Source organism: Hymenobacter siberiensis, from assembly GCF_018967845.1.
GTDB classification, from domain to species: domain Bacteria; phylum Bacteroidota; class Bacteroidia; order Cytophagales; family Hymenobacteraceae; genus Hymenobacter; species Hymenobacter siberiensis.
The window spans coordinates 143578-169484 of sequence record NZ_JAHLZZ010000001.1 but is presented as its reverse complement, the minus strand read 5'-3'; the positions used below and the strand labels follow the sequence as shown (position 1 = coordinate 169484).

Annotated in this window: 27 protein-coding genes and 2 tRNA genes; 21 read left to right on the top strand and 8 right to left on the bottom strand. The window is 59.7% G+C overall.

From position 1 onward, the window contains the following. Window positions 1-113 precede the first annotated feature (113 nt). Complete coding sequence (locus tag KQ661_RS00805) at window positions 114-854, top strand: metal-dependent hydrolase (RefSeq protein ID WP_216678911.1); 741 nt, start codon at window positions 114-116, stop codon at window positions 852-854. Between the two features lie 392 nt (window positions 855-1246). Then, window positions 1247-2245 (top strand): NYN domain-containing protein, encoded by a 999-nt coding sequence (locus KQ661_RS00800; protein WP_317196048.1) that lies wholly within the window; start codon window positions 1247-1249, stop codon window positions 2243-2245. A 93-nt stretch (window positions 2246-2338) separates the two neighbouring features. On the opposite strand, the gene KQ661_RS00795 is transcribed toward KQ661_RS00800, so the two are convergent. After that, entirely contained in the window at window positions 2339-2818 is a 480-nt protein-coding gene (locus KQ661_RS00795) for a PaaI family thioesterase (RefSeq protein ID WP_216678909.1), read from the bottom strand. 110 nt (window positions 2819-2928) lie between these two features. Between KQ661_RS00795 and KQ661_RS00790 the strand changes: the two genes are divergently transcribed. Next, window positions 2929-3237, top strand: coding sequence for a DUF962 domain-containing protein (locus KQ661_RS00790; RefSeq protein WP_216685395.1), 309 nt, complete (start codon window positions 2929-2931; stop codon window positions 3235-3237). Window positions 3238-3309: 72 nt separating this feature from the next. Here KQ661_RS00790 and KQ661_RS00785 read toward each other — a convergent pair whose 3' ends face one another. Further along, on the bottom strand, window positions 3310-3768 hold the full coding sequence (locus KQ661_RS00785) for a GNAT family N-acetyltransferase (protein ID WP_216678907.1): 459 nt from the start codon (window positions 3766-3768) through the stop codon (window positions 3310-3312). Window positions 3769-3872: 104 nt separating this feature from the next. Here KQ661_RS00785 and KQ661_RS00780 point away from each other — a divergent pair, with 104 nt between their 5' ends. Continuing rightward, window positions 3873-4364: a YajQ family cyclic di-GMP-binding protein gene (locus KQ661_RS00780; RefSeq protein ID WP_168671249.1), complete on the top strand. Its 492-nt coding sequence runs from the start codon at window positions 3873-3875 to the stop codon at window positions 4362-4364. Window positions 4365-4497: 133 nt separating this feature from the next. Next, on the top strand, window positions 4498-5265 hold the full coding sequence (locus KQ661_RS00775; RefSeq protein WP_216678906.1) for a TerC family protein: 768 nt from the start codon (window positions 4498-4500) through the stop codon (window positions 5263-5265). An 89-nt stretch (window positions 5266-5354) separates the two neighbouring features. On the opposite strand, the gene KQ661_RS00770 is transcribed toward KQ661_RS00775, so the two are convergent. Continuing rightward, window positions 5355-5756 carry a hypothetical protein gene (locus tag KQ661_RS00770; RefSeq protein ID WP_216678905.1) on the bottom strand — a complete coding sequence of 134 codons (402 nt, stop codon included), beginning with the start codon at window positions 5754-5756 and terminating at the stop codon, window positions 5355-5357. 54 nt (window positions 5757-5810) lie between these two features. Further along, window positions 5811-6344, bottom strand: a complete 534-nt coding sequence (locus KQ661_RS00765) for an RNA methyltransferase (protein WP_216678904.1) — start codon at window positions 6342-6344, stop codon at window positions 5811-5813. 260 nt (window positions 6345-6604) lie between these two features. On the opposite strand from KQ661_RS00765, the gene mutS reads away from it, so the two are divergent. The 4 genes from mutS to KQ661_RS00745 all read left to right on the top strand — a co-directional run bounded on the left by mutS (window position 6605) and on the right by KQ661_RS00745 (window position 10149). After that, window positions 6605-9298: a DNA mismatch repair protein MutS gene (gene mutS, locus KQ661_RS00760; protein ID WP_216727916.1), complete on the top strand. Its 2694-nt coding sequence runs from the start codon at window positions 6605-6607 to the stop codon at window positions 9296-9298. 131 nt (window positions 9299-9429) lie between these two features. Next, window positions 9430-9505: transfer RNA gene (locus KQ661_RS00755), tRNA-Gly, on the top strand. 62 nt (window positions 9506-9567) lie between these two features. Beyond that, a complete protein-coding gene (locus KQ661_RS00750; protein ID WP_216685394.1) occupies window positions 9568-10062 on the top strand; it encodes an HNH endonuclease in 495 nt (164 codons plus the stop codon). 4 nt (window positions 10063-10066) lie between these two features. After that, window positions 10067-10149, top strand: a tRNA-Leu gene (locus tag KQ661_RS00745). A 237-nt stretch (window positions 10150-10386) separates the two neighbouring features. Here KQ661_RS00745 and KQ661_RS00740 read toward each other — a convergent pair. Then, window positions 10387-10785, bottom strand: a complete 399-nt coding sequence (locus tag KQ661_RS00740; protein WP_216685393.1) for a hypothetical protein — start codon at window positions 10783-10785, stop codon at window positions 10387-10389. 135 nt (window positions 10786-10920) lie between these two features. Between KQ661_RS00740 and KQ661_RS00735 the strand changes: the two genes are divergently transcribed. Further along, on the top strand, window positions 10921-11916 hold the full coding sequence (locus KQ661_RS00735) for an AAA family ATPase (RefSeq protein ID WP_168671242.1): 996 nt from the start codon (window positions 10921-10923) through the stop codon (window positions 11914-11916). A gap of 73 nt (window positions 11917-11989) precedes the next feature. Here the strand turns inward: KQ661_RS00735 and KQ661_RS00730 are convergent, their stop codons facing one another. The 3 genes from KQ661_RS00730 to KQ661_RS00720 all read right to left on the bottom strand — a co-directional run bounded on the left by KQ661_RS00730 (window position 11990) and on the right by KQ661_RS00720 (window position 15887). Continuing rightward, entirely contained in the window at window positions 11990-13888 is a 1899-nt protein-coding gene (locus KQ661_RS00730) for a T9SS type A sorting domain-containing protein (RefSeq protein ID WP_216685392.1), read from the bottom strand. A gap of 177 nt (window positions 13889-14065) precedes the next feature. Then, a complete protein-coding gene (gene mnmH / locus KQ661_RS00725; protein ID WP_216678900.1) occupies window positions 14066-15088 on the bottom strand; it encodes a tRNA 2-selenouridine(34) synthase MnmH in 1023 nt (340 codons plus the stop codon). Between the two features lie 82 nt (window positions 15089-15170). Further along, window positions 15171-15887 (bottom strand): pyridoxine 5'-phosphate synthase, encoded by a 717-nt coding sequence (locus tag KQ661_RS00720; protein ID WP_216678899.1) that lies wholly within the window; start codon window positions 15885-15887, stop codon window positions 15171-15173. 246 nt (window positions 15888-16133) lie between these two features. Here KQ661_RS00720 and KQ661_RS00715 point away from each other — a divergent pair, with 246 nt between their 5' ends. From KQ661_RS00715 to KQ661_RS00665, 11 genes are all read left to right on the top strand, one after another. Then, on the top strand, window positions 16134-17162 hold the full coding sequence (locus KQ661_RS00715; RefSeq protein WP_216678898.1) for a hypothetical protein: 1029 nt from the start codon (window positions 16134-16136) through the stop codon (window positions 17160-17162). Window positions 17163-17200: 38 nt separating this feature from the next. After that, complete coding sequence (locus KQ661_RS00710; protein ID WP_216678897.1) at window positions 17201-17662, top strand: GatB/YqeY domain-containing protein; 462 nt, start codon at window positions 17201-17203, stop codon at window positions 17660-17662. Window positions 17663-17785: 123 nt separating this feature from the next. Further along, the gene (locus tag KQ661_RS00705) at window positions 17786-18316 is read left to right on the top strand and encodes a CvpA family protein (protein WP_216685391.1); all 531 of its coding nucleotides are present in this window, start codon (window positions 17786-17788) and stop codon (window positions 18314-18316) included. Between the two features lie 80 nt (window positions 18317-18396). Next, a complete protein-coding gene (locus KQ661_RS00700) occupies window positions 18397-18978 on the top strand; it encodes an anthranilate synthase component II (RefSeq protein WP_216678895.1) in 582 nt (193 codons plus the stop codon). A gap of 26 nt (window positions 18979-19004) precedes the next feature. Beyond that, window positions 19005-19787, top strand: a complete 783-nt coding sequence (locus tag KQ661_RS00695; protein WP_216727915.1) for an alpha/beta fold hydrolase — start codon at window positions 19005-19007, stop codon at window positions 19785-19787. A 147-nt stretch (window positions 19788-19934) separates the two neighbouring features. Next, window positions 19935-20612, top strand: coding sequence for a CBS domain-containing protein (locus KQ661_RS00690; RefSeq protein WP_216678894.1), 678 nt, complete (start codon window positions 19935-19937; stop codon window positions 20610-20612). Between the two features lie 36 nt (window positions 20613-20648). Next, complete coding sequence (locus KQ661_RS00685) at window positions 20649-22073, top strand: BamA/TamA family outer membrane protein (protein ID WP_216685390.1); 1425 nt, start codon at window positions 20649-20651, stop codon at window positions 22071-22073. A 228-nt stretch (window positions 22074-22301) separates the two neighbouring features. Next, on the top strand, window positions 22302-23195 hold the full coding sequence (locus tag KQ661_RS00680; RefSeq protein ID WP_216678892.1) for an NAD kinase: 894 nt from the start codon (window positions 22302-22304) through the stop codon (window positions 23193-23195). Between the two features lie 138 nt (window positions 23196-23333). Beyond that, window positions 23334-24212 carry a DUF6089 family protein gene (locus tag KQ661_RS00675; protein ID WP_216685389.1) on the top strand — a complete coding sequence of 293 codons (879 nt, stop codon included), beginning with the start codon at window positions 23334-23336 and terminating at the stop codon, window positions 24210-24212. Between the two features lie 48 nt (window positions 24213-24260). Next, window positions 24261-25016 carry a type IX secretion system protein PorG gene (gene porG, locus KQ661_RS00670; protein WP_216685388.1) on the top strand — a complete coding sequence of 252 codons (756 nt, stop codon included), beginning with the start codon at window positions 24261-24263 and terminating at the stop codon, window positions 25014-25016. 132 nt (window positions 25017-25148) lie between these two features. Next, window positions 25149-25895 (top strand): isoprenyl transferase, encoded by a 747-nt coding sequence (locus KQ661_RS00665; protein ID WP_216678889.1) that lies wholly within the window; start codon window positions 25149-25151, stop codon window positions 25893-25895. Window positions 25896-25907 lie beyond the last annotated feature (12 nt).

Sequence of the window (25907 nt, the reverse complement as noted above, 5' to 3'; positions counted from 1 at the left end):
AGGGGCAGCGAAGGTTTCCGGGGCTGCCCGTAGCTTCGCGGCCCGCCGGTCATGTAGAGCGCAGCGAAGCATGACCAGCGAAACCAGGAACAAATAACCAGAAACAACAATTAATGCGCGGCTCTTCCCACCTGGCCATTGGCTTCATTACCGGCGTGGCCGTAGCCGGGCTGGTGCCGGGCATTCCGTTTTCGCTGGCCGGCATTGCCCTGGCCGGCTTCTCCAGCCTCGCCCCCGACCTCGACCATCCCGAAAGCCGCCTTAGCAAGCGTCTCGGCTTCACCCAAAATTATGTGCGCTGGGCCTTTGCCGCCGGGGCGCTGGCCCTGGCCGCCTACGCCTACTTTCAGCGGGCCCCCGGGGCCGAGCAGCGGCTGTACTACACGGCGGCGCTGGCCTTCGGGCTTATTGGCGTGGGCATGCAGGGCGGCTCGGCCCGGCGGCTGGCGCTGCTGTTCACGGGCTTGGGCACGGTGGTGGCCGGCCTCTATACCGAGCAGCTTTGGCTAAGTCTGCTGGGCACGTTCGTGGCGCTGGCCCCCTTCACCACCCACCGCTCCTGGACGCACACTATTTGGGCCACCGCGCTCTGGACTTACATCGGCTACCTCGCCGACCAGCACCTGGGCTGGCGCGGCGTGGCTCTGTATGCGGGCAGTGGCTACGCCTCCCACTTGCTGGCCGATACGCTCACCAAATCGGGCGTGCGGTGGCTTTTGCCCATTTCAGGGTTCTCGTTTAAAGTGCCACTTATCAGCACCGGCTCGGCTAGCGGCAACGCCATGGAAGTGGGCATTTGCGTGGGCTACGCGCTGCTGGTGCTGGGGCTGGTGCTGGGGCACATGCGCTTTTAGCCGGGCCGCCTCCCGCCGATTGGCTTGGCGGCGCTAGAAGCGCCATCCGCTTGATTGTGGGCACTATTGCATAAGTCAGCTAAGACCGTTAGCTTCGCAGCAGATATGCTGGTAAATTAGGGTCGATTTGGCATTGAATCGTGTTATTATTCTGCGTTTTCAATCGTTTTCGCCAGCCGGTATCATTAAAAATCAATTAAGCTACATTTTAATCCCGTCAGCCACCGCTTTTTAGCGAGCTGTCGCGCCGGAGTTTTCTTGCTAATTATACTGAGAGCCGGGACAGGTGACGAGTATTTTGTCGCGTGTTGTTCCGGCATTTCTACTTGATTCACTCTCCTAGCCCACTCAAAACACTTCTCTAACTTTACTTAACGCATCCCATGAACCAGATGAACAGCCCCTTGATTCGGGTTGGTGTCTTTTATGACGGCAACTATTTCTTAAAAATTAGCGACTATTATTATTTCCAGCACGACCGCAAGGCCCGTATCAGCCTCGAAGGCCTGCACGAGTACATTCGCCACCAGGTGGCCGAAGAAGAGGATGTAGACGTGCGCTTGGCACAGATTACCGACGCGCACTTTTTCCGGGGCCGCCTCTCGGCTACCGAAGCCCGCGACAAGGACCGCCTGTTCCACGACCGCCTGCTCGACGATATCCTGATGAACTTGGGCGTGCAAACGCACTACATGGCCCTGAAAACCCGCGACGGCCGCCTCCAGGAAAAAGGCATCGACGTGTGGCTCAGCCTCGAAGCCCTTGAGCTCGCCCTGCACAAAACCCTCGATGTTGTGGTGCTCATCGCCGGCGACAGCGATTACGTGCCCCTCATCCGCAAGCTCAACACCGTGGGCACCCGCGTAATGCTGCTGAACTGGGATTTCAAATACGAAGATTTCAAGGGCGAAACCCGGGTTACGCGCGCCTCGCAGCAGCTGCTGGAGCAGGTGACCTATCCGGTGGCCATGCACGACGTGATTGACCGTGGCCTCGCCCAGCAGGATGAGGTGGTGGAAGCCATGTTTGTGAGCCAGTCGGAGCCCGCTGCTTTTGCGCCCAACACGGCGGCCGCGCCCAAGCTGGCCCGGCCCACCGGCCCAACCGCCGCCGGCCCCGTGGGCACACTCGGTATGAGCACCATCAAGAACCTGAAAAACGGTTTTGGCTTCGTGGTAATGCCCCCCAACAACCTGTTCTTCAGCTACGCCGACCTTACTGAAGGTGACTTCAACGACCTGCGCGAAGGCGACTGGGTGGAGTTCACCGTGGGCCGCAACCACCGCGACGAGGACTGCGCCCGCAACGTGCGCAAAGTCACCGCCCCGCAAATGACCGACGGCGAAGACGAGTACGAGCCCGTAGGCGTGCACGCCACGGCCGAGCTCTAGCAGTAGGTAAAAGTTAAGAGTTGAGCGTTAAAAGTTAAAAAGGCCCGTCTGAATTGTCAGACGGGCCTTTTCACTTTTAACGCTTAACTCGACTTACCCCATCAACAGCTGGGCGAAATCACGCTTAGAGGCCGGGTAGCGGTTGAAGGTGCCCAGACCGCGTGCTACGGCCACATCGTCGTGGCCGTCCTTTAGGCGGTAGACTACGCAACTACTCACTACTAGGGAGTTGCCGCTGTGGTCGACTACGCCACGCGCCACCAGCTCATCGTGCAGGTGCACGGCGTGCAGGTAATTCATCTTGAATTCGACGGTGGACACTAATTCGAGCTTGGTGAAGGCCAACGAGAGGGCGGCCGCGCCCAGGGCCGCATCCATCAGGCCGGCAATTACGCCGCCGTGGCAGGTGTTGGGCGAGGAAAGGTGCTCTTCGCGGATGCGCATGCGGTATTCGATTTGGCCGGGGGTGCTCACCGTCAGCTCCATGCCGTTGGTGCGGCCATAGTGGTTCATCTGGTTGTAGGCAGTCACCATGGTGGCGAGGTCGGGGAGGAACGGATTTTGGTCGGACATGAGCGAAGGGGAATTGCGCCGGCAAGATTGCCGGAAAATTTGCTTCATTTGCTGAGAGCGGTGCTTTCAGGTCTGAAAAGCCGTGGTTTTACCTTTTTCGCACTTCTGCCATGTCCACGCAGCCGCTCACGTTCGCCGAGTTTTATCCGCGCTACTTGCGCGAACACAGCCGGCGGGGCACGCGGGTGCTGCATTTTGTGGGCACCACGCTGTTTATTATCTGCCTGGGTATGCTGTTGCGCACCGACAATTGGAACTGGCTGGCGGCCGGCGTGGTGGCGGCCTACGGCTTTGCCTGGGTGGGCCATTTCTTCGTCGAGCACAACCGGCCGGCCACGTTTCAGCACCCGCGGTACTCGCTGCTGGGCGACTTCCGCATGTATTTCGACCTCTGGCGCGGCCGCGAGAAGTTCGGCTGATGTATCGTGGACGCTGTGAGTCCGTGCGGTTGAATATTCACTCGCGCGGACTCACAGCGTCCACGGTACATCTTACAGCTGCTTACGCATCAAAAAATGCTGAATTTCACTAAACAACAGGTGCGAAGGCTCTACTACCGCGTAGCCCAGCTTCTCATAAAAACCAACGGCGGCCTGCCGCGCGTGTAGCACGATTTCGCCCAGGCCCGCCGCCCGCGCCTGCTCTTCCAGATACGCTGTCACGCGCTGGCCCAGGCCCTGCCCGGCGGCGTCCGGGGCTACGGCCATGAAGCGAATCTGGCCCTGGCGGGTGCCGGTGGGTTGCAGCATGCCCACGGCCAGGGCCTCGGGAGCCGCTGAGGCAGCGGCCAGTAGCAGGGCGTGAATGGTACCGGCCTCATCGTCGGCCGGTACGCGCTCCGAGCCGGGGGGCTGCTGCCAGGGCTGGCGCAGCACGGCGTAGCGCAGCTGGTAGTAGGCGGCCCACTCGGCGGGCGTGCGGGGCGGCTGGATGGCGGCGGCTGGATTCATGAGCGAAACGTGAAGCGGGGGCGTAACCCGGGCCGGTGCGGGTTGTTACCTTTACGGCCCGGTGAATCCCGGTTTAAATCTCTCAAAACTACGCCCCACCCGCCATGGCATCCTTCGACATCGTGAGCAAAGTTGACCCGCAAACCCTCGAAAACGCGGTAAACACAGCCCAAAAAGAACTTCAGACCCGCTACGACCTGCGCGACACCAAGGGCGGCATCGAGCTCAACAAAAAGGACAACACCATTCTCCTGTCGTCGGAAAACTCGATGCGCGTAAAGGCGCTGGAGGACATCCTGCTCGGCCGCGTGGTGAAGCAGGGCATCGACGGCACCAGCCTCGACTTTTCGGCCGATGAGCAGCCCAGCGGCCAGCTCATTAAGAAAACCATCAAGGTACGCGCCGGGGTGGACAAGGAGTTCGGCCGCAAAATCATCAAGGCCATCAAGGATGCTAAGGTGAAGGTAGAAGCCCAGATGCAGGACGACCAGGTGCGCGTGACGGCCAAGAAAATCGACGATTTGCAAGCTGCCATCGCCGTACTGCGCCGTACTGATATCGGCCTGCCGCTGCAGTTCGTGAACATGAAGTCATAAAAATATGATGATGAGAGAGATGTGGAAATGTGAGAATGGGCTTTCGTAATGCAGGAGTGACCTCCGCTATTAACCCTGCCCAATTACTCGCTTTCAATCATTTTCACATTCGCACATTCCCACAATCAATTTAATGTACGATTTTTCGGCCTTTGTCCACCCCGCTACCTGGGTTAGCCTGCTCACCCTCACGTTCATGGAAATCGTGCTGGGGATTGACAACATCATCTTCATTTCCATTGTGGTGAACCGGCTGCCCCGCGAGCAGCAGGCGCGTGGCCGTACCATTGGCCTGCTGCTGGCGCTGCTGTTTCGCATTGGTCTGCTGCTGAGTATTTCCTGGATTGTGGGCCTGCGCACGCCGCTGTTCGACCTGCCGTTTCCGTGGCTGGCGCAGCCGTTTGGCGTGACGGGGCGCGACCTGATTCTGCTGGCCGGCGGCCTGTTCCTGATGTACAAGAGCACCACCGAAATTCATACCAAGCTGCAAGGCGAGGAAGAAGAGGAAACCGTGGGCGGCAAGGGCGTTTCGATGATGAGCATCATCCTGCAAATCGTGGTTATCGACATCGTATTCAGCTTCGACTCCATCCTCACTGCCGTGGGCTTGGTCGATAACGTGCTGGTGATGATTGCGGCCGTGATTTGCGCTATGGGCATCATGCTGGCCTTCAGCGGGGTAGTGGCCAATTTTGTGAACGATAACCCCACCATCAAGATGCTGGCCCTCTCGTTCCTCATCATGATTGGCTTCATGCTGGTGATGGAAGCGGCCCACAAAGACATCGAAAAAGGCTACCTCTACTTCGCCATGGCCTTCTCGCTCACGGTAGAAGTGCTGAACCTGCGCCTGCGCAAGAAAACCAAGCCCGTGCAGCTGCGCGACTCGCAGTTCGACTAAATTTTAGCCCGCAGAGGGCGCAGAGGGAAGGCGCAGAGGCCGCAGAACGTTCTGCGACTTCTGCGCCTTCCCTCTGCGCCCTTTGCGGGCTAATTTATTAGCGCTACCTGGTCGAGTACGCGGCGCAGGGTCATTTCCAGCATCCGGCGGTTCAGCTCGGCGCGCTGCGGGCGATAAAAAGCATATTCGGCGGCGGTGAACTGGCCGGTTATCAGGCCCACGATGGTATAGCGCAGCTTGGTATTGCGGGTCAGCAATTCCGTGAGCTGGTGGTGCTGGTCGGTGGGGCGCAGGGCGATGTGGTGTTCGTGCACGAAATCGGTCACCACGGCCAGCAGCAGGTCGTTTTGCAGCTTGAGGACCGGGCGCAGGGTGGCGTGCAGGAAGTGGCCCACGGTGCCTTCGGCATCGGTCGCTGCCGCGTTGATAGTTGGGCGCAGGGCCAGCAGGGCGGCATCGGGCCGGGTGGCGGCGGTAGGGGAGGGGAGCATGAGAACCCAACCGCCGGCCGGGCCAATGGTTGCCGGATTTCGACCCTTAGACCCTTACACCACGCCCAGCTTCACCAGCGCATCCCAGAGCACTACGCCGGCCGCCACGCCCACGTTTAGCGAGTGCTTGGTGCCGAACTGCGGAATTTCCACGGCCAGGTCGCACAGCGCTAGCACGGCATCCTCAACGCCAAAAACTTCGTTGCCCAGCACTAGTGCCAGCGGCCGACCTGTTTCGGGCCGAAACTGCGGTAGCGCGACGCTGCCCGTGGTTTGCTCCACGGCGGCAATGTGGTAGCCGGCCGCCTTGAGGGCGGCCACGGCCGTCACGGTTTCGGCGGCGTATTCCCAGGCCATCGACTCCTCGCTGCCCAGCGCCGTTTTGGTGATTTCGCGGTGTGGCGGGCGCGGCGTGATGCCGCAGAGGTAAATTTTTTCGAGCGCAAAGGCGTCGGCCGTGCGGAAGATGGCGCCCACGTTGTGCATGCTGCGCACGTTGTCGAGCACTAAAACCACGGGGCTTTTGGGCGTACTTTTGAAGTCATCAACCGAGGCCCGGTTCAGCTCGGCCATTGTGAGTTTTCGCATGGTGCTTGTGCGGTAAGCTTTAGCTTGCCGTGAAGGAAAAGGGGAGGGCCAACGCCACGAAATCGCCGCGAGCCGGCCACGGAACGCGTTGCCCGCGCCGGGCGTTTTTAACTAATTGACTTGTTTGCTGCCGGCTGATTTTCCGGCAAGCTAAAGCTTACCGCACAATTTTGCCCGCACCTAAAAAAGAATTCGTCATTAAATCCGTCGGCCCCGACCACTTCACCGTGCCCATCCCGGCTGTGAGTGAAACGCCGCTGATGAAGCAGTATTACCAGCTCAAGCAGCAGCATCCGGGCGCGGTGCTGCTATTCCGGGTGGGTGACTTTTACGAAACCTTCGGCGAGGACGCCGTCACGGCCAGCCGCATTCTCGACATCACCCTCACCAAGCGCGGCGCGGGCAGCAGCAGCGAAGTGGCCCTGGCCGGCTTCCCGCACCACTCCCTCGACAACTACCTGCCCAAGCTGGTGCGCGCCGGCCAGCGCGTGGCCATCTGCGACCAGCTCGAAAACCCCAAGGAAGCCAAAGGCCTCGTGAAGCGCGGCATCACGGAGCTCGTGACGCCCGGCGTGAGTATGCACGATAACGTGCTGGAGCGGCGCAGTAACAACTACCTCTGCGCCATTCACTTCGGCAAGACCGAGGCCGGCATTTCCTTCCTCGACATCAGCACCGGCGAGTTCCTGGCCGCCCAAGGTACCCTCGACTATCTGGGCAAGCTGATGCAGAATTTCAGCCCCGCCGAGGTGCTGTTCTGCAAGAAGAGTCGCGCTGAGTTTGAGCAGAACTTCGGCCCCGACTACTGCACCTACGCGCTGGACGACTGGGTTTTCGGGGCCGACTACGCCCACGATACCCTCACCCGCCACTTCCGCACCACCTCGCTCAAGGGTTTTGGCGTCGATAACCTGAAGGAAGGCGTGATTGCGGCCGGCTGCATCCTGCACTACCTCGCCGAAACCAAGCACAACGACGTCCAGCACATCGCCAGTCTGGGCCGTTTGGAGGAGGATAAGTACGTGTGGCTCGACCGCTTCACGGTGCGCAACCTGGAGCTGGTGCACGCCCAACACCCCGGCGGCGTGCCCCTCATCGACGTGCTCGACCAGACCCTGACGCCCATGGGGGCCCGTCTGCTGCGCAAGTGGATAGTGCTGCCGCTCAAGGAAGTAAGCCAGATTCAGCGCCGCCTCGATACGGTAGCCGCGCTGGTGGCCGATGAGGAATTGCTCAGCGACCTTACCCAGCATCTGCGTCAGATAAACGACTTGGAGCGCCTGATAAGCAAAGTGGCCGTGCGCCGTGTGAACCCCCGCGAGCTGCTGCAGCTGGCCCGCGCCCTCGAAGCCATTGCCCCCATGCGCGAGCGGCTGGCCGTGTCCGGCGTGAAGGCGCTGGTGAAGCTCTCGGAGCAGCTGAACCCCTGCGCCAACCTGCGCCAGGAAATCCTAACCAAAATCAAGCCCGACGCGCCCATCCTCACCAACCAGGGCGGCGTGCTGAACATGGGCGTCGATGCCGAGCTGGACGAGCTGCGGGCCCTGGCCTTCTCGGGCAAGGACTACCTGTTGCAGCTTCAGCAGCGCGAGCAGCGCAATACCGGTATTTCGTCGCTGAAAGTGGCTTACAACCGGGTATTCGGCTACTACCTCGAAGTCACCAATGCCCACAAGGATAAGGTGCCCGCCGAGTGGATTCGCAAGCAGACCCTGGTGAACGCCGAGCGCTACGTAACCGAGGAGCTGAAAACCTACGAGGAAAAAATCCTCAACGCCGAGGAAAAGCTGTTTGTGATTGAGCAGCGCATCTACAACGACCTGGTGCTGGCGGCCCTCGATTTCGTGCCCCAGATTCAGCAAAACGCTCGCGCCATTGGCGTGATGGACTGCCTGGCCAGCTTTGCCCTCACGGCCCGGCAGCAGCGCTACGTGCAGCCACTGGTGAACGACGGCACCGTGCTCGACATCAAAGCCGGCCGCCACCCCGTCATCGAGCGCCAACTCCCCCCCGGCGAAAGCTATATCCCCAACGACATCTGCCTTGACCAGGACGACCAGCAGATTGTGGTGATAACCGGCCCCAACATGGCCGGCAAGTCGGCCCTGCTGCGCCAGACGGCCCTCATCGTGCTGCTGGCTCAAATCGGCTCCTTCGTGCCCGCCGATGCCGCCACAGTAGGCATCATCGACAAGATTTTTACCCGCGTAGGAGCCTCCGACAACCTGAGCAAGGGCGAAAGCACCTTTATGGTGGAGATGACCGAAACCGCCTCCATCCTCAACAACCTCTCCGACCGCAGCCTGGTGCTGATGGACGAAATCGGGCGCGGTACCAGCACCTACGACGGCATCAGTATCGCCTGGGCCATCGTCGAGCACCTGCACAACAACCCCAAAGCCAAGGCCAAAACCCTGTTCGCCACCCACTACCACGAGCTCAACCAACTGGCCGACGACTGCCCCCGCGTGCGCAACTACAACGTGGCCGTGAAGGAGGCCGACGGCCGCATCCTCTTCCTGCGCAAGCTGCAGCCCGGCGGCTCCGAGCACAGCTTCGGCATCCACGTGGCACGGCTGGCCGGCATGCCCACCAGCGTAGTGCTGCGGGCAAATGAAATCATGCACCACCTCGAAGTGGAGCGCACCGGCACCGGGGCCGAAAGTGATATACCCACCGAATTCGACGACGTGCTGGCGGGCATCGAGCCCAACGGCAGTTCTATGCGGGCCGGGGTTGCTGTGCCGCCACCCCGCGAGCCTGCCCAGCCCAAGCCCCGCGCCACTTCGGCCGTGGCAACCGCGCCGCGCGCCCAGCTCAGCATCTTCGAGCCCAGCGACCCGGCCCTCGAACGCATCCGCGAGCTGCTCCAGCACCTTGATGTGAACACCCTCACGCCTATCGAAGCGCTGATGAAACTGAACGAATTGAAGCTCACATTAGGGAAAGGTTAATTTTTTCAGCCTGAAAATGAAGGAGAAAGGCCTCTGGGATGATAATTTCCACACCTGGTACTTGCTTCCTCAAAAAAGCCCCTTACCTTTGTCGCACCATTCAGCACAACGAAACTTGTTCTGAACCTCCTGCGAGAGTAGCTCAGTTGGTAGAGCGCGACCTTGCCAAGGTCGAGGTCGCGAGTTCGAACCTCGTCTCCCGCTCCATAGTTCGAAAAAAGACGTTGCTTTACAGCAGCGTCTTTTTTGTTTTAACTCATGTCATCCGTATGGCTGCTACACGCAAATGCCTCAGTACAGATGATGAATTCCGGCAGGCGGTTAGCGAAAGCCTATCGGTGGCGCAGGTATTGGGGCGCATCGGGCTGGTGCCGGCCGGGGGCAACTACAAAATCGTATATGCCCGCATCGCGAAGCTAGGCTTGGATACCAGCCACTGGACGGGCGCAGCCTGGAACCAGGGAGCCCGCTACAAGAGTTTCGGACGCAAAGCCACCCTTGAAGAAATTCTGGTAGAAAATTCGCCGTATAATTTCACCCATGGTTTACGGAAAAGGCTGCTGGAAGAAAGCGTGAAGGCCAGACATTGTGAGGATTGTGGACTAGTAGAATGGAAGCACCAGCCTATTCCGCTGGAATTACATCATCGGAATGGGATAAATAATGACCACCGTTTGGAAAACTTGCAGTTACTTTGTCCAAACTGCCATGCTCTGACGGAAAACTATCGGGGCAAAAACAGAGTTAATATCATAGCTAAGTAGCTGAGCCAGAGTGGTGTAATGGTAGCCACGAGGGACTTAAAATCCCTTGTCTTCGCGGACGTACGGGTTCGAGTCCCGTCTCTGGTACTATTTGCAAAGCCAAAAAAGCCCGCTCACCTTTTCAGGTGGCGGGCTTTTTTGGCTTTGCCTTCAGCAGTTACTTGGGCTATTCGTGTACCACGCGGCGCGTTTCCAGGCTGGCGGCGGTGCGTACCTGCAGCACATACACGCCGGCCCCCCACGCTGGTGAGGTCCAGCGGCTGGGTGGTGCCCTGGGGGTTGGGCGCTGCTACCGATTTGTGCGCCACCATGCGCCCCAGGGCATCAAACACCGTTAGCTCGACGGGCTGGCGGTAGCCGCTGAGGAGCACGCTGAGGCGGCCGGCATCGCATCGCCGGCATCGCATCGCCGGCCAGCTTACTGGCCAGCGTACCGGTGTACAGCTTCACCGCCATGCGCCACTGGGCCGGGGCGAGCACCAGCTGCAGCAGGCAAATGCCGATGCAGAGGGCCGCGTAGGGGACTACGGCCGGCAGCAGGCGCTTGGTAATGCCGCCGTTGATGTCCTGCTGCATCGCCGCCGCTAAGTGGTGCAGGCTACTGGCAGCCAGCAGTCGCTGCCACAGCACCGTGAGAAACGAGAAAGTTTGCTCATCGTAGGCGCCAATGAGTAGCAGGGCCAGCAGCAGCAGCAGCAGCGCCAGCAAGGCCCAACGCCCCATTTGCCGGGAGCGTGCTACGGGCCCGGGCCATGAGGCAAGGCTCGTGACAGGGCCGAAGGAATATAATGTCCCGGTATCGGCCGTGACCGGCCTTGTGCCTACCTTGCAGCTGCTGTTTTGTCCACGCTCCCACGTATGAACCCTGTTTCTGATACTCCTGTGCCGGCGGCACCCATCGACTATCATCCGCTTATCCGCCAGGTATTCGCGGAGATGGGCAAGGTGGTGGTGGGGCAGCAGCCGCTGCTCACCCGCCTGCTGATTGGCCTGTTCACCGGTGGGCACATCCTGCTGGAAGGGGTGCCCGGCCTGGCCAAAACCCTCACCATCTCGACGCTGGCTAAGGTGCTGCACCTGCACTTTCAGCGGGTGCAGTTCACGCCCGATTTGCTGCCATCGGACCTAGTGGGCACCATGATTTACAACCAGAACCAGTCGGTTTTTGAAGTAAAGAAGGGGCCGATTTTTGCCAACCTCGTGCTGGCCGACGAAATCAACCGCTCGCCGGCCAAGGTGCAGAGCGCCCTGCTCGAAGCCATGCAGGAAAAGCAGGTCACCATCGGCGATACCACGTATCCGCTCGACCTGCCGTTTCTGGTGCTGGCCACCCAAAATCCCGTGGAGCAGGAAGGCACCTACCCGCTGCCCGAGGCCCAGGTCGACCGCTTTATGTTGAAGGTGCACGTTGACTACCTCAAGAAGGCCGACGAGCTGGAGGTGATGCGCCGCATGGCCAACCTCAGCTTTGTGGAAGATGTGCAGCCCATTCTGACTAAAGAAGATATTTTCGGTATTCGTCAGCAAATCAATCAGGTGCAGATTTCTGACACCCTGGAAAATTACCTGATTGAGCTGGTGTTTGCCACCCGCCGGCCGGCCGACTACGACCTGCCCGAATTTGCCCAGGCCGTGCAGTTTGGGGCCAGCCCCCGGGCCAGCATTGCCCTGCACCGCGCCTCCAAAGCCGTGGCCTACCTCGAAGGCCGCGACTACGTGCTGCCCGAAGACATCAAGGAAGTGGCGGCCGATGTGCTCAACCACCGCATCCTGCTCACCTACGAGGCCGAAGCCGACGGCATCCGCACCCAGGATTTGATTGAGGCCATTCTGCGCAAGGTGCCCATCAGCTAAGCTTGATGCCGTCCATAAAAAAAGGGCTGACCATGCGGTCAGCCCTTTTTTTATTGGTGCGGGGCGGGAATGGTTATTCCACTACCACGCGCTTCACCACGAGGTCAGCCCCCGATTTCAACGTCAGCGTGTACACGCCGGGAGCAAGGCTGCTCACGTTGAAGTCGGCGGTGCCGCCGGCGGCGGGCAGGTTCAACTGGCGCGACTGCACCACTTGGCCCAAGGTGTTGCTCAGCGTGGCCGAAGCAGTACGCAGGCCAGTAGGCACCGTGAGCTGGAAGCTCTGGTGCGCGGGGTTGGGGTACAGGCTCACGGTAGCGGCCAGGGCCTCGTTGCGAACGGCCGTGAAAGTGGACAGGCCAACATTGACAGCCAAGCGCGAATTGAGCGTGGAAGTGTTGATGTCTATCCAGGTGGTACCGTTGGTGGTGGTGTAGAAGAACGTGCCGCTGCGCAGCGGCACTTCGGTCTGGTAAGCAACACTCAGGTTGTCGGCGGCAACGGTTTTGAGGCCGACAAAAAAGCCGCCATTTACGGCGATATTCGGAATAGCTACCGTTTCTGTGGTAACCACGTTAGCAGCACCGGCGGGCCGGGGGCGCGCAGGCGAGGTGTAGAGCACGGTGCCGGGCTGACCATTGGCAGCGGCGCTATATACCAATACTTGATAAGTAGCTGTAGCCGTGGTGGTGCCGGCAAAAGAAGGGCTTACCGACGTTACAGCGGCGGCACCCACGGTGCGGTACCCAACGGCCAAGACGCTGCCAGCCGCACCCACACCAGCGCCACCGTTGATGGTGGTGCCCGAAACGTAGCTCAGGGTGCCAGTCGAAATGGTTTGGGTGAAGGTTTGGGTGTTGTTGCTAGCTAAGCCATCCGCAGGAATGGTCACGGTCAGGGTATTGGTGCCGGTGGTGCCCGCCACGGGGTAGGTGAAGGTAACCATAGTGGAAGCACCTGGGGCCAGGGTTGCTACCGTTTGCGTGTTCGTGTAGGTAGTGGCACCACTTACCGCGAGGGTCACGGCAAGGTTGGTTTGAGCAGCAGAGCCAGTATTAGTTACCAGGGCCTGGGCCGTTACTGGCGAACCGTAGGCGCTCGATACTGTACCCAAGGTATAGATAGCCGTAACAGCGGCATCGTTGCTCAGCTGCACGGTGGGTACAAAGCGGTAGGTACGGCCAGCATCCGGCAAACCTACCTTGTTTATGTTGTGAGCCGAAGTGCCGTAGTTCTGGCTAATGAAAGTAGTCGCGCTCCAAGGGTCGCTGGGTACTCCTTTGAGCGCCAGCGCTACCTGGTTGGTTGCGGTACTGCTTCCTTTCAGGCCCACGTTTGGAAAACGAGTGGCTGTGGCATTCGCCGAGGCAAGTGCAGTATTGTAAACAAATTCAATGTTACCGCTTTCGTACAGCTTCGCCTGGAAGCTGAAGTTGCTGTACTGGGCAGGAGCACCGGTGCCGGGCTCTGACTTGTCTTTTACGTTTTTCCACTGAATTGTGCAGACGCGGTTAGGCGCTGTGCCGGTGGTTTGCACCCGGAAATCAGCCGTACCGCTAATGCCTTCCTCCAGGTCGAAGTTGAAGGGCATAATCAGGTTTGTTTCGGCTGCTGCGGCCGACGAAAGCGGGTCGATACCAACGCCACCGGCGAAATTCTCATAGTACAGGGCTGCGGTCGAAGGCGCAACCGAGCCAAGCTTGATGAGGCCGTTGGTGTTTAAGATAAACTGTGTAAAAGCCGTGCCGTTGTAATTGAAAGTGAAGCCAATAGGCTGTGCCGTAGAGTTGGCATCGTCAGGGTTGGAGGTAGCAATAGCCGTTCCACCCGTGCCTAAATCGGTATACGTACCGGCAACGGTTACGGCATTTGCAGCACCATAATTGAACTGTGCGTGCGCCGCGAATGGCAGCAAAGCTACCGGTAGCAAATGACTGGCTTTTTTTAGCCGGGTTTGTAGGTTTGTTAACATGGAAAAAAGAGGAAAAGTGGGGAATAGAAAATACTTAAGTGAGCGAAGACAGAGAAAGGAAAAGGAGGGGGATAAGTGAAAAGCTGAATTGCTATTTCAGCCGACAAATTACAATATATCACCGATACCCGGCCGAATTATCGACTGGCGGCACATTTGTCATGATGCTCAAGCCTTTTAGATGGTCGCAGTGGCCTGTAACAGCTGCGCCGCATTTGCGGCGGCATCGCAGTCGGCCACGGGCACCAGGGTGCGGGGCGGCTCTTCGGGGCGGGGAGCCAGGCCGTAGGTGTAGGTCTTGTCGTAGTAATCGAGCACCAGCTCCACCATCAGCGGGAAGTCGCGGGCGGCCACGGCGGCCAGCGCTTGCTGGGTGGCCAGGCCGCCAAGGCGCTTTTGCAGACGCCCGATGGATTCGGCCAGCAGGGTTGGGTCTTCGGCCCCGTACTCGGCGGCCAGCTTGGCCACGCGGGCGGGGCGGGGCACCTCCAGTACGAAGCGCGGGGAGGCCTGGAGCTGGGCAAACAGCCCGGGCGGAATGGTGAGCCGGCCAATCTGGCGGCTCTCATCCTCCACCCAAATCGGGGTATCGGTGGGCAGGGCGGCCATTGCCGCCGCCAGGTTGTTCTCAAACTGCTCCTGGGTGGGCTGCACCGGCTGCCCAATGGCCCCAAAGGCCGAACCCTTGTGACTGGCCAGGCCCTCTAGGTCGAGCACCAGCTGGCCGGGCATGGCGGTTAGCTGGTGCAGCACATCGGTTTTGCCGCTGCCGGTGAGGCCGCCCAGCACGCGCCACTGCCGGGGCTGCGCAAACGAGGCCAGCACATCGCGGCGGTAGTCCTTGTACCCATGGTCGAGCAGGTGCACTTTGAAGCTGGCCAGCTCCAGCAGCCACATCACGGCCCCGCTGCGCATGCCGCCGCGCCAGCAGTGCAGGCGCACTTCCTTGCCGGGCACCAGCTTTTTGGCCTGCTTCACCATGGCCGACATCTTCGGCCCGAAAAACTCCAGGCCCAGGTGCACGGCCCGCTCCTGGCTCATCTGCTTATAGGTAGTGCCGATGCTGGCCCGCTCCTCATCCGTAAACAAAGGCAGGTTGAGCGCGCCCGGCATGTGGCCCTGCGCAAACTCGATGGGAGCCCGCACATCGAGCACGGGGTAGGGGAGTGCTTCGAATTCGGCTAGGGAGTGACGGGGCATGCGGGGCAATAATTGAAAATAAAAAAATGAACGTCATGCTGAGCGAAGTCGAAACATGACGTTCTCTGAAAAAAACGTCTGACTACGACTTCAGCTGGCGTTTATACAGCTGTACCGTGTTTTCGAGGCCCAGGTACAACGCGTCGCACACCAGAGCGTGGCCGATGCTCACCTCGGCCAGTTCGGGCAGCTGCTGGTGCAGCCAGGCCAAATTATTGAGGTCGAGGTCGTGGCCGGCGTTCACGCCCAAGCCCAGCTGGCCGGCGCGGGCCGCCGTGGCGCGGTAGGGGGCCACGGCGGCTTCGCGGTCGGCGAGGTAGTGCACGGCATAGGCTTCGGTGTAGAGCTCGATGCGGTCGGTGCCGGTGCTGGCGGCGGCTTCCACCAGGCGCACGTCGGGGTCGAGGAAAATGCTCACGCGGGCTCCAAACGACTTCAGCTCGGCCACCACTTCGCGCAGAAACTGCTGGTGCGCCACCACGTCCCAGCCCGCGTTGGAGGTAATGGCGTCGGGGGCGTCGGGCACCAGCGTCACTTGCTCGGGGCGCACCTCGCGGCACAGGGCCAGGAAATCGGGCGTGGGGTTGCCCTCCACGTTCAGCTCGGTGGTCACAATGTGCTTGAGGTCGCGCACGTCCTGGTAGCGGATGTGGCGCTCGTCGGGGCGCGGGTGCACCGTAATGCCTTCAGCCCCGAAGCGCTCGATGTCGCGCGCGACCAGCAGGATGTCGGGGCGGTTGTGGCCCCGGGCATTGCGCAGGGTAGCCAGTTTGTTGATATTGACGCTGAGCTTGGTCATCTTTTATTAGGGTAGGAGGGGATGGGGGTGGGCGGGTAGGAGTTGTTGGAGAGAATAGGAAAACCGGTTGTCATCCTGAGCTTGTGAAGGACCTCATTCCCGCTGAAAAGTTTGCCGTAACTCAACCGGCGGCACCGTAATAAGGTCCTTCGCTGCACGGATAATAAATAAAGGATGCCAACCAGAGCCGTAGCTTCGGGGCGAATTTACACCACACACGGCCCCGCCCCGGGCCGGGGGCCTGTCATGACGCATCCGTCCTCCCTATCTGTTCGGCTACGGCCGGTGCTGGCATTTGCCGCGCTGGCTTTCCTGGTTGTGGGCATCGAACATACCGTTGTGCGACTGCCCTCGTTTCCGCAGCATCCGGCCTTGTCGTGGGCCGTGTTGTTCGATGTGCTGGTGGGGCTGCCGCTATTGTTTTACGTATTGCTGCTGCGCCGCTACCGGCTTTCGCCCCTGGTGTTGGGTGGCGTGGTCAGTGCCTGCCTGGCGCTTGCGTGCTGGCTGCTGCCCGTACCACAATGGCCCTCGCAGGCGCTGCTGCGGCTGCTGCCTATGGCGCTCGAAGCCGTGACGCTGCTGGCCCTGGCTGCCCGGGGGCGGGCACTGCTGCGCGCCTACCGGGCCGCCGGGGCGCATGAAACCCGACTACTCCTTCGCCTGCGGCTGGCCGCCGCGCAGGAGTTGGGCATGGCCGGTGGGCTGCTGGTAGCTGAGCTCGATATGCTGCGCTACGCCCTGTTGGGCTGGTGGGAACCTATACCAGCCACGCGGTCGGGGGTGGCCGCCTTCGCCAGCCACCGCGAGTCGGGCCTGGGAGCTTTGCTGGGAATCGTCTGCTTCGGCCTTTTAATCGAAAGTGCTGCCTTGCACCTGCTGGTGCGGATGTGGAGCCCGGTGGCCGCCGGCTGGTTGCTCGTGGCCGATGCCTATGCGCTGCTGCTATTCATTGCCCACGGCCACGCCGTCCGGTTGCAGCCCACGCTGCTCACCGCCGATGAGCTGCTGGTGCGGGTTGGGTTTTTCTGGCACGTCGCGGTGCCGCGCAGCAGCTGGCCCACCGCCGAGCTGCTGCGGGGAGACTTCGCGGCCGATGCCGAAATCCTGAACCTGGCGCGCCCCCTGCTGACGGCTCCGAATGTAATGCTGACCTTTGCGGCCCCGATATCCGTAACCGGGCCGTATGGCATCTGCCGCCCGGCCCGCCGGCTGGCCCTGTATCTCGATCAGCCCATGGCCTTGCTGGACGCCCTCGCTGCCCCTCGTCACTGAAACTTTTACCCGCGCCAACGCGCCCATCCATTTTCTCCATGCTCAAAACCACCATCGACGCCGCCATCAAGCAGGCCATGCTCGCCAAAGACAAAGTGCGCCTTACCGCCCTGCGCAGCATCAAATCGCAAATTATGCTGGCCGAAACCGCCGACGGCGCCAGCGTTGACGGCCTCACGCCCGAAGCCGAGCTCAAGCTCCTAAACAAAGCCGCCAAGCAGCGCCGCGACGCCGCCGCCATCTACAAGGAGCAGTTCCGCTCCGACCTCGAAGAAACCGAGCTCGCCGAGTTGGCCATCATTGAAGAATACCTGCCCGCCCAGCTCTCCGAGGCTGCTTTGGTAGAGCGCCTCGTGCACATCATTCAGCGCGTGGGCGCTACCGGCCCTTCCGACCTGGGAAAGGTGATGGGCGTAGCTGCCCGCGAGCTCTCCGGCCAGGCCGACGGCAAGCGCATCTCCGACGTGCTCGGCCATTTGCTGAACAACACGAATCTGTAGTTGAGTAAGTGAGTAAATGAGTAACGGGAAGTCGGGCCTGCTGAACGAAACAATGGCTATGCGCTATGCCGCTTAGTAGGCCCGACTTCCCGTTACTCATTTACTCACTTATCCCCTTGCCGCATGACTGCCCTCGACATCCTCCTGCTCCTCCCGCTCGGTATCGGGGCCGTGAAGGGCTACCGGCGCGGGCTGGTGCTGGAAGTGGTGTCGCTGCTGGCCTTCGTGCTGGGCGTGGTGGGCGGGCTGCTGCTGCTTTCGGCCGCTGTGCCGCTGGTGCGGCAGTACGTGGGCGATGCCTTCGGGATGCTGCCGCTGCTGTCCTTCGCGCTGGTGTTCGTGGCCATTATGTGGGGCGTGCACCTGCTGGGCGGCCTGCTCAAAACGGCCGTGCACCTCACCCCGCTGGGCGTGCTGGATAATCTTTTGGGCGGGGCCGCCGGCGTCATCAAGTGGCTGTTGGGGCTGAGCCTGCTGCTCTACGGTACCCGCCTATCGGGCCTGATGCTGCTCTCGCCCAACCTCGTGGTGGGCTCGCAAATCCTGCCCATCGTGAAGCAAGCCACGCCGCTGGCCCTGCAAATCACGGGCTATGTGCTGCCCTTCGTCCAGGATTTACTAAGCCGAATGCGGGCAGCTTTTGTGAAGAGTTGAGTTTTGAGGGTTGAAGGTTGAGTTTTCTCAAATAGTCCTCTTTTAACTCCGCCTTCAACCCTTAAAACTCATCCCTTCAAATGCGTCTCCTACTGCTCGATAACTTCGACTCCTTCACCTTTACGCTGGCCGATTATCTGCGCCAGCTAGGAGCCGAAGTGGTGGTGCGACGCAACGATGTGCCCCTGGTCGAATTAAACGTGCCCGATTTCGACGGCCTCGTCCTGTCGCCCGGCCCCGGCACGCCGGCCGCAGCCGGCGTGATGCCGGCCGTCATCCAGACCTTTCATCGCCACATCCCCATGCTAGGCGTCTGTCTGGGCCACCAGGCGCTGGGCGAGTTTTTTGGGGGTGCGGTGGTACGGGCCGCCCGGCCCATGCACGGCAAAGTCACCGACATGCGCTGTGATACCGCCGCGCCGCTCTTTGCCGGCCTGCCAGTCGTGCAGTCCATCACGCGCTACCACTCGCTCATTCTCAGCGAGCCGCTGCCGGCCGTGCTCCAGCCCCTGGCCTACACCACCGGCCCCGCTCCCGAGCTCATGGCCTTGCGCCACCGCACGTTGCCGCTCTACGGCGTCCAGTTTCATCCCGAAGCCCTGCTCACCCCGCACGGGCTGGCAATTTTGGGCAATTGGCTCCGCTGTTGTATCATTGCCTAAACCGCCGGTAATTGACGAAAAACGAGATGGAATTGCGCCGCCAGCACCAGCATGGGTACGAATTAATGGACGAAGGCCAGGGCCCGGTGCTGCTACTGCTGCACGGCCTGTTCGGGGCCCTCAGCAACTGGCAGGACGTGGTGCGGGAGTTTGCGCCCGACCACCGCGTCATCATCCCCCTGCTGCCCATCTACGACATGCCCCTCACCCAGGCCGGCGTGCCGGGCCTGGTCGCCTACGTCGAGGGTTTTGTGAAAGTAATGGATTTGCCGGCCAGTTTCACCGTGCTCGGCAACTCCCTCGGCGGCCATATCGCCCTGGTCTACACCCTGAAAAACCCGGCCCGCGTCAATCGGCTGGTGCTCACCGGCAGCAGCGGCCTGTTCGAGGACAGCATGGGCGGCTCATTCCCCAAGCGCGGCAACTATGCCTATGTGCAGGAACGGGTAGGCTACACCTTCTACGACCCCAACGTAGCCACCCAGGAGCTGGTCGATGAGGTGTTCAATGTTACCAACTCCAATGCCAAGTGCCTGCGCATCATTGCTATTGCGCGCTCGGCCCAGCGGCACAACCTGAGTAAGGAGCTGGCCCGCATCACCGTGCCCACGCTGCTGGTGTGGGGCCTGAACGATACCATTACCCCGCCGCCCGTGGCCCACGAGTTCGAGCGCCTGTTGCCCCACACCGAGCTGCGCTTCCTAGACCACTGCGGCCACGCCCCCATGATGGAGCGCCCCGCCGGTTTCAATGCCTACCTGCGGCAGTTCTTACGTACCACCGAAGCTGCCCACGCGCTGTCTGCCTAAAAGTTATCTATCATTCTGCCGGCCCGATTGTTGTTAGCCACTATCCGGCCGCTAGTCCCGGCCAGAGTCCATCATGAATGTACTGCTTTCTCAATTTCTCCTATCTTTTCGACTGCACCTAATTCATAATTTATAATTACTAAAAGTATGCCCGCCCTGCTTGCCGAAGACCTCCTCAACGAAATGATTCCGCCTCTGAAGGGCACCGATTCGGTGGGCAAGGCAGCGCGCTGGCTCGATGAGTTCCATGTGGCCCAGCTGCCCGTCCTCGATAACCGCCACTACCGGGGCCTCGTCACCGAAGCCGACCTCGCCGATTTCGACGACCCCGAAACCCCTCTTTCCGCAATGCCCCTGGGCTACGCCGATGCCTACGTGCGGCCCGACCAGCATTTTTATCGCGTGATGGAGCTGGCCATTGAAAATAAAATCCAGCTCGTGCCCGTCGTCGATGAGCGGCATGAGTACGCCGGCGTCGTCACTATTGCCGATGCGTTGGCGGCCTTCGGGCAGCAGCCGGCCGGCGGCGGCCAGGGCGGCATCATCGTCCTCACCATGGAGGAGCGCGACTATTCGCTCACCCAAATCAGCCGCTACGTCGAGGAAAATAACGCCAAAATCATCAGTGCCCTGGTAGCCCAGGACGAAGTCGACCCCTACCGCATCCGCCTCACCCTGAAGCTGAATACCGACAACCTGGCCCGCATCACGGCCACGCTGGAGCGGTTCGGCTACGTCGTGACGGCGCAGTTCAGCGGCACCGCCGTGGTCGACGACGACGAGCAGGAGCGCTACGATGCCCTCCTGCGCTACCTGAGCGTGTAGAGGCGGGTGCTGTTCGGAATCCTTCTCTCGTTGCAGATGCTGCTGGCCGGCTTAGGGCCGGCTCAGGCCGATACGCTGCCGCACCCGCTGCGCCCCGTGGTGGCCCCCACCGATACCCTCGTGCAGATACTGCCTTGCCCCGGCATTGTGCGGGCACCGGTGGGTACCATCATTTTTGCGGGCAATGCCGTCACCAAAGACCGCATTCTACGGGCCGAACTCGATTTTCACGAAGGCGACACCCTTAATCTGGTCGACCTGCCGGCCCGCCTCGAAGCCAACCGTCGCCGGCTCTTCAACCTCCAGCTGTTTCACGCCGTGGTGGTGCAGTCTAGCTGCACTGGTAGCCGGCTGCTCATCGTGTTTGGGATGCAGGAGCGGTGGTATACCTTCCCAGTGCCCATCCTTTCGCTGGCCGACCGCAACCTGCGTTCCTGGCTCGACCGCGCCGACCGCTGGCGACGCGTCGACTACGGCGTGCACCTCGTGCGCAGTAACTTTCGCGGCCGCAACGAGCAGCTCATCGCTAACCTGCAGCTGGGCTTCAACCGCAAGTACGAGCTGTTCTACGAAGCCCCCGGCCTGGGCCACTACCGGCGGCTGGGCCTCGGCGTAGGCGCGTCCTACTTCCAAAGCCACTCTCTCGACTATATCACCCTGGCCGACCGCCTCACCCCGTTCCGGGCCGATGACGGCTTTCCCATCCAGCGCTTCTACGTCACGGGCGGGCTGCGCTTCCGGCACACCGTTCAGTTTCTCACGGCCCTCAACTTTTCCTACCACCGCGAGCAAATCAGCGACTCGGTCAATCATTACAACCCCACCTATTACCTCGGCCTCACTCAGCGCAAATACCTCGACCTGAACCTCATCAGTACCCGCAACCAGCGCAACACCTTCGCCTACCCGCTCACCGGTCGCTATGCCCAGGTTGCGCTCACGCACCGCATCTTTCTCGACGGTACCACCCCCAGCATCACCACCCTGCATCTGAACTATACCCGTTACCTGGCCCTGGGCCGTCAATTCTACTACAGTGTCGGCCTCAGCGGACAGGCCCGTCTCACCCGCCAGCTCGCCTACGCCGATAGCCGCGCCTTCGGCTACGACGATTTGGTGCGCGGCTACGACCAATACGTCATCGACGGCCGCCACTATGCACTGGTGCAGCAGGGCCTGTCGTACCCGCTGCTGCGGCCCCAGCCCATCCGGCTGCAATCCATCGACAATCCCAAAATCAATACCATCCCGCTCGCCCTCTACCTCAATATCTTTGCCGATGCCGGCTACGTTATCGCCCCGCATTCATTGTCCCAAAATCGCCTGCCCAATCAGCTGTTGAGTGCCGTTGGCCTCGGCCTGCACCTCGTCACGTATTACGACCGGGTATTTACGGCCGAATACACCCTCAATGGCTTAGGGCAAACCGGCTACTTTTTCCGGGCCGAATTCCCGATTTAGCCGTTTCATTCTCGCCATCCATATTATTTATTTGTTACGTAAGTACCCGCTATTATTACGGAGTTGTTTAGAAAGTCACAAAAGGTACTCAAACGGTGATGCAGAGCGCAGCATCTTGCTCTCATCGTTGAACAGGCCTGACGATGCGAGCAAGATGCTTCGCTGCGCGCTGCATGACCGTTCGGGGACTTTCTAAACAGCTTCTACGTAATCCGCTTTTCCATCCGCATGAAAATCGCCATTTTTGGTAAGCCTTTCGACGACGAAGCCGCCCCCGCCATTCAGGCCCTGCTCGACGATTTGGCCGCCCGTCGGGCCGAAGTCCGCATTGGCGAAGCCTTCCGCACCTTCCTCGACAACCGCCTGCGCCTGCCCGAAGGCACCACCGAGTTCCACCGCGGCGACTCGCTGCGCGGCGTCCAGTTCGTGCTCAGCATTGGCGGCGACGGCACCCTGCTCGATACCGTCACCTACGTCGGCAGCCTCCAGATTCCCATCCTCGGTATCCACACCGGCCGCCTGGGCTTCCTGGCCACCATCACCCCCGACCGCATTGCCCAGGCCATTGATGCCCTTTTCAAAGGTCATTTTACCATCGAAGAGCGCAGCCTGATTCGCGTCGACACCGACCCCGACGTATTTGGCAGCCTCAATTTCGGCCTCAACGAGTTCAGCGTCCTCAAGCGCGACACCTCGTCTATGATTGTCGTGCACACCTACATCGACGGTGAATACCTCAATTCCTACTGGGCCGATGGCCTCGTCGTGGCCACGCCCACCGGCTCAACTGGCTATTCCCTGAGCTGCGGCGGCCCGGTAATGCTGCCGCAAACAAACAATTTTATCATTGCTCCCGTATGCCCCCACAACCTGAATGTGCGCCCCTTGGTGGTGTCCGACCAGAGCGTGATTTCCTTCGAAATTGAAGGCCGCAGCTCCAGTTATATGCTGGCGCTCGACTCCCGCTCTCTGCCCGTCGAAGCTTCCGTTCAAATTGCCGTTCGCCGAGAAGCTTTCAACGCTCGGCTGGTAAAACTTAACCACGTCAACTTCCTCAGTACCTTACGCAGCAAACTGAATTGGGGCCTCGACCGGCGCAACCCCGCTGGTATTCAGGTCTGAAAACAGAGTTTTTTGCTGAAAAAATTGTCGAAGTTTTTTTTAGTTCCCGATTAGGCCTACTTTTGTCACCGTCTGAAACTGTGCGCTCTCTGCATTGCTTTTGCTCGCCGAACCTAGTATCATCATTTTAGTTGCCTTATGAAAAATATTTTCACGTATTCTACGGCCGTAGTGCTCGGGCTGGCTTTGGTGGCAACACCGGAGGCTGATGCCCAGCAGTTTAGCAAGCGGAAGCAATACAACTCCATCGGCTTCAGCCTGAATGCTATGAACTACTTCGGGGATTTGACGCCCGTAACTAGCTTCACTAGCTTGCGCCTAGGTGCTACTCGGGTTGGTGCAGGTATTTCTATTACCCGTCGTTTCTATCCGCGTGTGTCGGGCCGCCTTGGCTTGTCGTATGGCCGTATCTCGGGCGATGACTCCTTCGCCAGCGACCAGGACCCGGATGCTCGTTTCCGTAACAACCGCAATATGAATTTCCGGAATGACATTCTGGAAGCTTCGGCCGTTGCCATCGTTGACCTTATCGAAAACCGCAACAATTACCTCAAGCGTTCGGACTTTGTGCCCTACGTTTTCGCTGGTGTAGCTGGTTTCTACCACAACCCCCAGGGCCTCGATAAGAATGGTAACTACGTTGACCTGCAGCCGTTGAGAACGGAAGGCCAGGCAACTGCGTACAGCAAGACCCAGTTTTCGATTCCTTTCGGTGGTGGTATCCGCTACCGCATCAACCGTAACTTCGATGCAAGCCTGGAAATCGGCTGGCGCAAGACGTTCACCGACTACCTGGATGATACGGGTGGACGGTATGCTGCAACCTCTCAGCTTGCTCCCGGTGCCGCCACCTATTTCGGACATGACATCACCAAGGACCGCGCAAAATTTCCCGGTTTCGATAATGCTGGTGAGCAGCGTGGTGACTCGCGCAATAAAACCGACTGGTACATCGTAACTGGTGTAACATTGAATTACATCTTGACGCCCCGCATCAAGAACCCTAAATTCCGCTAGCCAGCGAATGCTGGCTTAGGTTTCTTTTTCCGAGTCAGCAATTACTAAATGACGAATTCAGTTCTCAAAAACGTACTCCTCGCTTGCTTTGTTCAGGCGGGGAGTACGTTTTTTTGTGTTTCAGCCAACGCGCAGAACACCAGCGAAGTAGGTATTGGTATTGGAGCCACCAATTACCGGGGCGAAATATCGCCCGATTTCCAGCTGCAAAATAGTCGGCCTGCCTTCACCGCCTTCTATCGTAAGGACGTATCGGTGCCCATCACCTTGCGGGGCGGCTTCACCGCCGGTTTCCTGCGCGGTGCCGATGATAACGTGACGGGCGTGAATGGGGGAGTGCCCCCGCTGCAGAGCTACCGGCAGGCCAATACCAAAGGCAGCGTGCTCGAAGCATCGGCGGTGGTAGAGTACAACTTCATGGATTACCATTACCGGACAGATAAGGTGCATTTTACGCCCTATCTGTTTGCCGGCTTGGCGGGGTTTTATGCCAATACCACTACGGTATCCAATAACCCCCTCCTACAGCCAACCTTCAACCAGAAAGGCAGCATGTTGGGGCTGGCTATCCCGGCTGGCGCAGGCATTAAGTACGCACTTTCGGAACACCTTAATCTGGGACTGGAAGTAGGTGTCCGCAAAACATTTACTGACCAACTCGACCATTTGAGCACCCAAGACCCCCTACTGGTAAATGTTCATGACCAGGATTGGTATTATTATAGTGGGGTCAGCTTATCGTATACGTTCTATAAAATCCGCTGCCCCGACCAATATAAAAAGAATAAAGGGCTGTTAAAGTAGTAGTTAGCTGATAGCTGATGAATGCTTTATATATAATTGTGAATTGCATATAGCCAAAAGCTAATATTGGCATTCGGCTGCTAAATGCAACCATTTCCGTAACTTGCTGGCTCTTTTAGCGAAACCGCAAAGATGACCGGCAAGGCCGAAATAGATACTCAAAATATTCCCGCTCATGTGGCCGTCATCATGGATGGCAATGGGCGCTGGGCCAAGCAGCGTGGGGGCTTGCGCGTATTTGGTCACCAAAGCGCCATCACGGCTGTGCGTGAAACTGTGGAGGAAGCCGCCGAATTAGGCGTGCGCTTCCTGACCCTGTATGCATTTTCAACGGAAAACTGGAATCGTCCGGCGTTGGAGGTAATGGCTCTGATGCAGCTGCTGGTGCACACCATCCGCAAGGAGACGGCTACGCTGCTCAAAAACAGCATTCGCCTGGAAGCCATTGGTGACCTGGCTACTTTGCCCAAAAGCTGCCAGCGGGAGCTGGCCGAGGCAATGGAGCTAACCAAGTATGGCACGCGCATGACGCTGGTGCTGGCCCTGAGCTACAGCGGCCGTTGGGACCTCACTCAAGCGGCCAAACGAATGGCCGATGACGTGGCTTCGGGCCGGCTCCAGCCCAGCCAGGTGACCGAAGCTACGGTGGCGAGCTACTTGGTAACGGCCAAAATGCCCGATCCGGAGCTTCTTATCCGAACCAGCGGCGAGCAGCGAATTAGCAACTTTTTACTGTGGCAGCTGGCCTATACTGAGTTGTATATCACCGATTTGCTGTGGCCGGACTTTCGGAAGCAGCACTTTCAGGAGGCCATCCGGGCTTATCAGCGCCGGGAGCGGCGGTTTGGTAAAACCAGTGAGCAAATCACTGTATCTTAAATCTTTGTAATG

Bases quoted from the DNA above. Each gene is read 5' to 3' on its own strand.
- KQ661_RS00805 (WP_216678911.1), top strand. From the start codon at position 114: ATGCGCGGCTCTTCCCACCTGGCCATTGGCTTCATTACCGGCGTGGCC.
- KQ661_RS00800 (WP_317196048.1), top strand. From the start codon at position 1,247: ATGAACAGCCCCTTGATTCGGGTTGGTGTCTTTTATGACGGCAACTAT.
- KQ661_RS00795 (WP_216678909.1), bottom strand. From the start codon at position 2,818: ATGTCCGACCAAAATCCGTTCCTCCCCGACCTCGCCACCATGGTGACT.
- KQ661_RS00790 (WP_216685395.1), top strand. From the start codon at position 2,929: ATGTCCACGCAGCCGCTCACGTTCGCCGAGTTTTATCCGCGCTACTTG.
- KQ661_RS00785 (WP_216678907.1), bottom strand. From the start codon at position 3,768: ATGAATCCAGCCGCCGCCATCCAGCCGCCCCGCACGCCCGCCGAGTGG.
- KQ661_RS00780 (WP_168671249.1), top strand. From the start codon at position 3,873: ATGGCATCCTTCGACATCGTGAGCAAAGTTGACCCGCAAACCCTCGAA.
- KQ661_RS00775 (WP_216678906.1), top strand. From the start codon at position 4,498: ATGTACGATTTTTCGGCCTTTGTCCACCCCGCTACCTGGGTTAGCCTG.
- KQ661_RS00770 (WP_216678905.1), bottom strand. From the start codon at position 5,756: ATGCTCCCCTCCCCTACCGCCGCCACCCGGCCCGATGCCGCCCTGCTG.
- KQ661_RS00765 (WP_216678904.1), bottom strand. From the start codon at position 6,344: ATGCGAAAACTCACAATGGCCGAGCTGAACCGGGCCTCGGTTGATGAC.
- mutS (WP_216727916.1), top strand. From the start codon at position 6,605: ATGAAGCAGTATTACCAGCTCAAGCAGCAGCATCCGGGCGCGGTGCTG.
- KQ661_RS00750 (WP_216685394.1), top strand. From the start codon at position 9,568: ATGGCTGCTACACGCAAATGCCTCAGTACAGATGATGAATTCCGGCAG.
- KQ661_RS00740 (WP_216685393.1), bottom strand. From the start codon at position 10,785: ATGGGGCGTTGGGCCTTGCTGGCGCTGCTGCTGCTGCTGCTGGCCCTG.
- KQ661_RS00735 (WP_168671242.1), top strand. From the start codon at position 10,921: ATGAACCCTGTTTCTGATACTCCTGTGCCGGCGGCACCCATCGACTAT.
- KQ661_RS00730 (WP_216685392.1), bottom strand. From the start codon at position 13,888: ATGTTAACAAACCTACAAACCCGGCTAAAAAAAGCCAGTCATTTGCTA.
- mnmH (WP_216678900.1), bottom strand. From the start codon at position 15,088: ATGCCCCGTCACTCCCTAGCCGAATTCGAAGCACTCCCCTACCCCGTG.
- KQ661_RS00720 (WP_216678899.1), bottom strand. From the start codon at position 15,887: ATGACCAAGCTCAGCGTCAATATCAACAAACTGGCTACCCTGCGCAAT.
- KQ661_RS00715 (WP_216678898.1), top strand. From the start codon at position 16,134: ATGACGCATCCGTCCTCCCTATCTGTTCGGCTACGGCCGGTGCTGGCA.
- KQ661_RS00710 (WP_216678897.1), top strand. From the start codon at position 17,201: ATGCTCAAAACCACCATCGACGCCGCCATCAAGCAGGCCATGCTCGCC.
- KQ661_RS00705 (WP_216685391.1), top strand. From the start codon at position 17,786: ATGACTGCCCTCGACATCCTCCTGCTCCTCCCGCTCGGTATCGGGGCC.
- KQ661_RS00700 (WP_216678895.1), top strand. From the start codon at position 18,397: ATGCGTCTCCTACTGCTCGATAACTTCGACTCCTTCACCTTTACGCTG.
- KQ661_RS00695 (WP_216727915.1), top strand. From the start codon at position 19,005: ATGGAATTGCGCCGCCAGCACCAGCATGGGTACGAATTAATGGACGAA.
- KQ661_RS00690 (WP_216678894.1), top strand. From the start codon at position 19,935: ATGCCCGCCCTGCTTGCCGAAGACCTCCTCAACGAAATGATTCCGCCT.
- KQ661_RS00685 (WP_216685390.1), top strand. From the start codon at position 20,649: ATGCTGCTGGCCGGCTTAGGGCCGGCTCAGGCCGATACGCTGCCGCAC.
- KQ661_RS00680 (WP_216678892.1), top strand. From the start codon at position 22,302: ATGAAAATCGCCATTTTTGGTAAGCCTTTCGACGACGAAGCCGCCCCC.
- KQ661_RS00675 (WP_216685389.1), top strand. From the start codon at position 23,334: ATGAAAAATATTTTCACGTATTCTACGGCCGTAGTGCTCGGGCTGGCT.
- porG (WP_216685388.1), top strand. From the start codon at position 24,261: ATGACGAATTCAGTTCTCAAAAACGTACTCCTCGCTTGCTTTGTTCAG.
- KQ661_RS00665 (WP_216678889.1), top strand. From the start codon at position 25,149: ATGACCGGCAAGGCCGAAATAGATACTCAAAATATTCCCGCTCATGTG.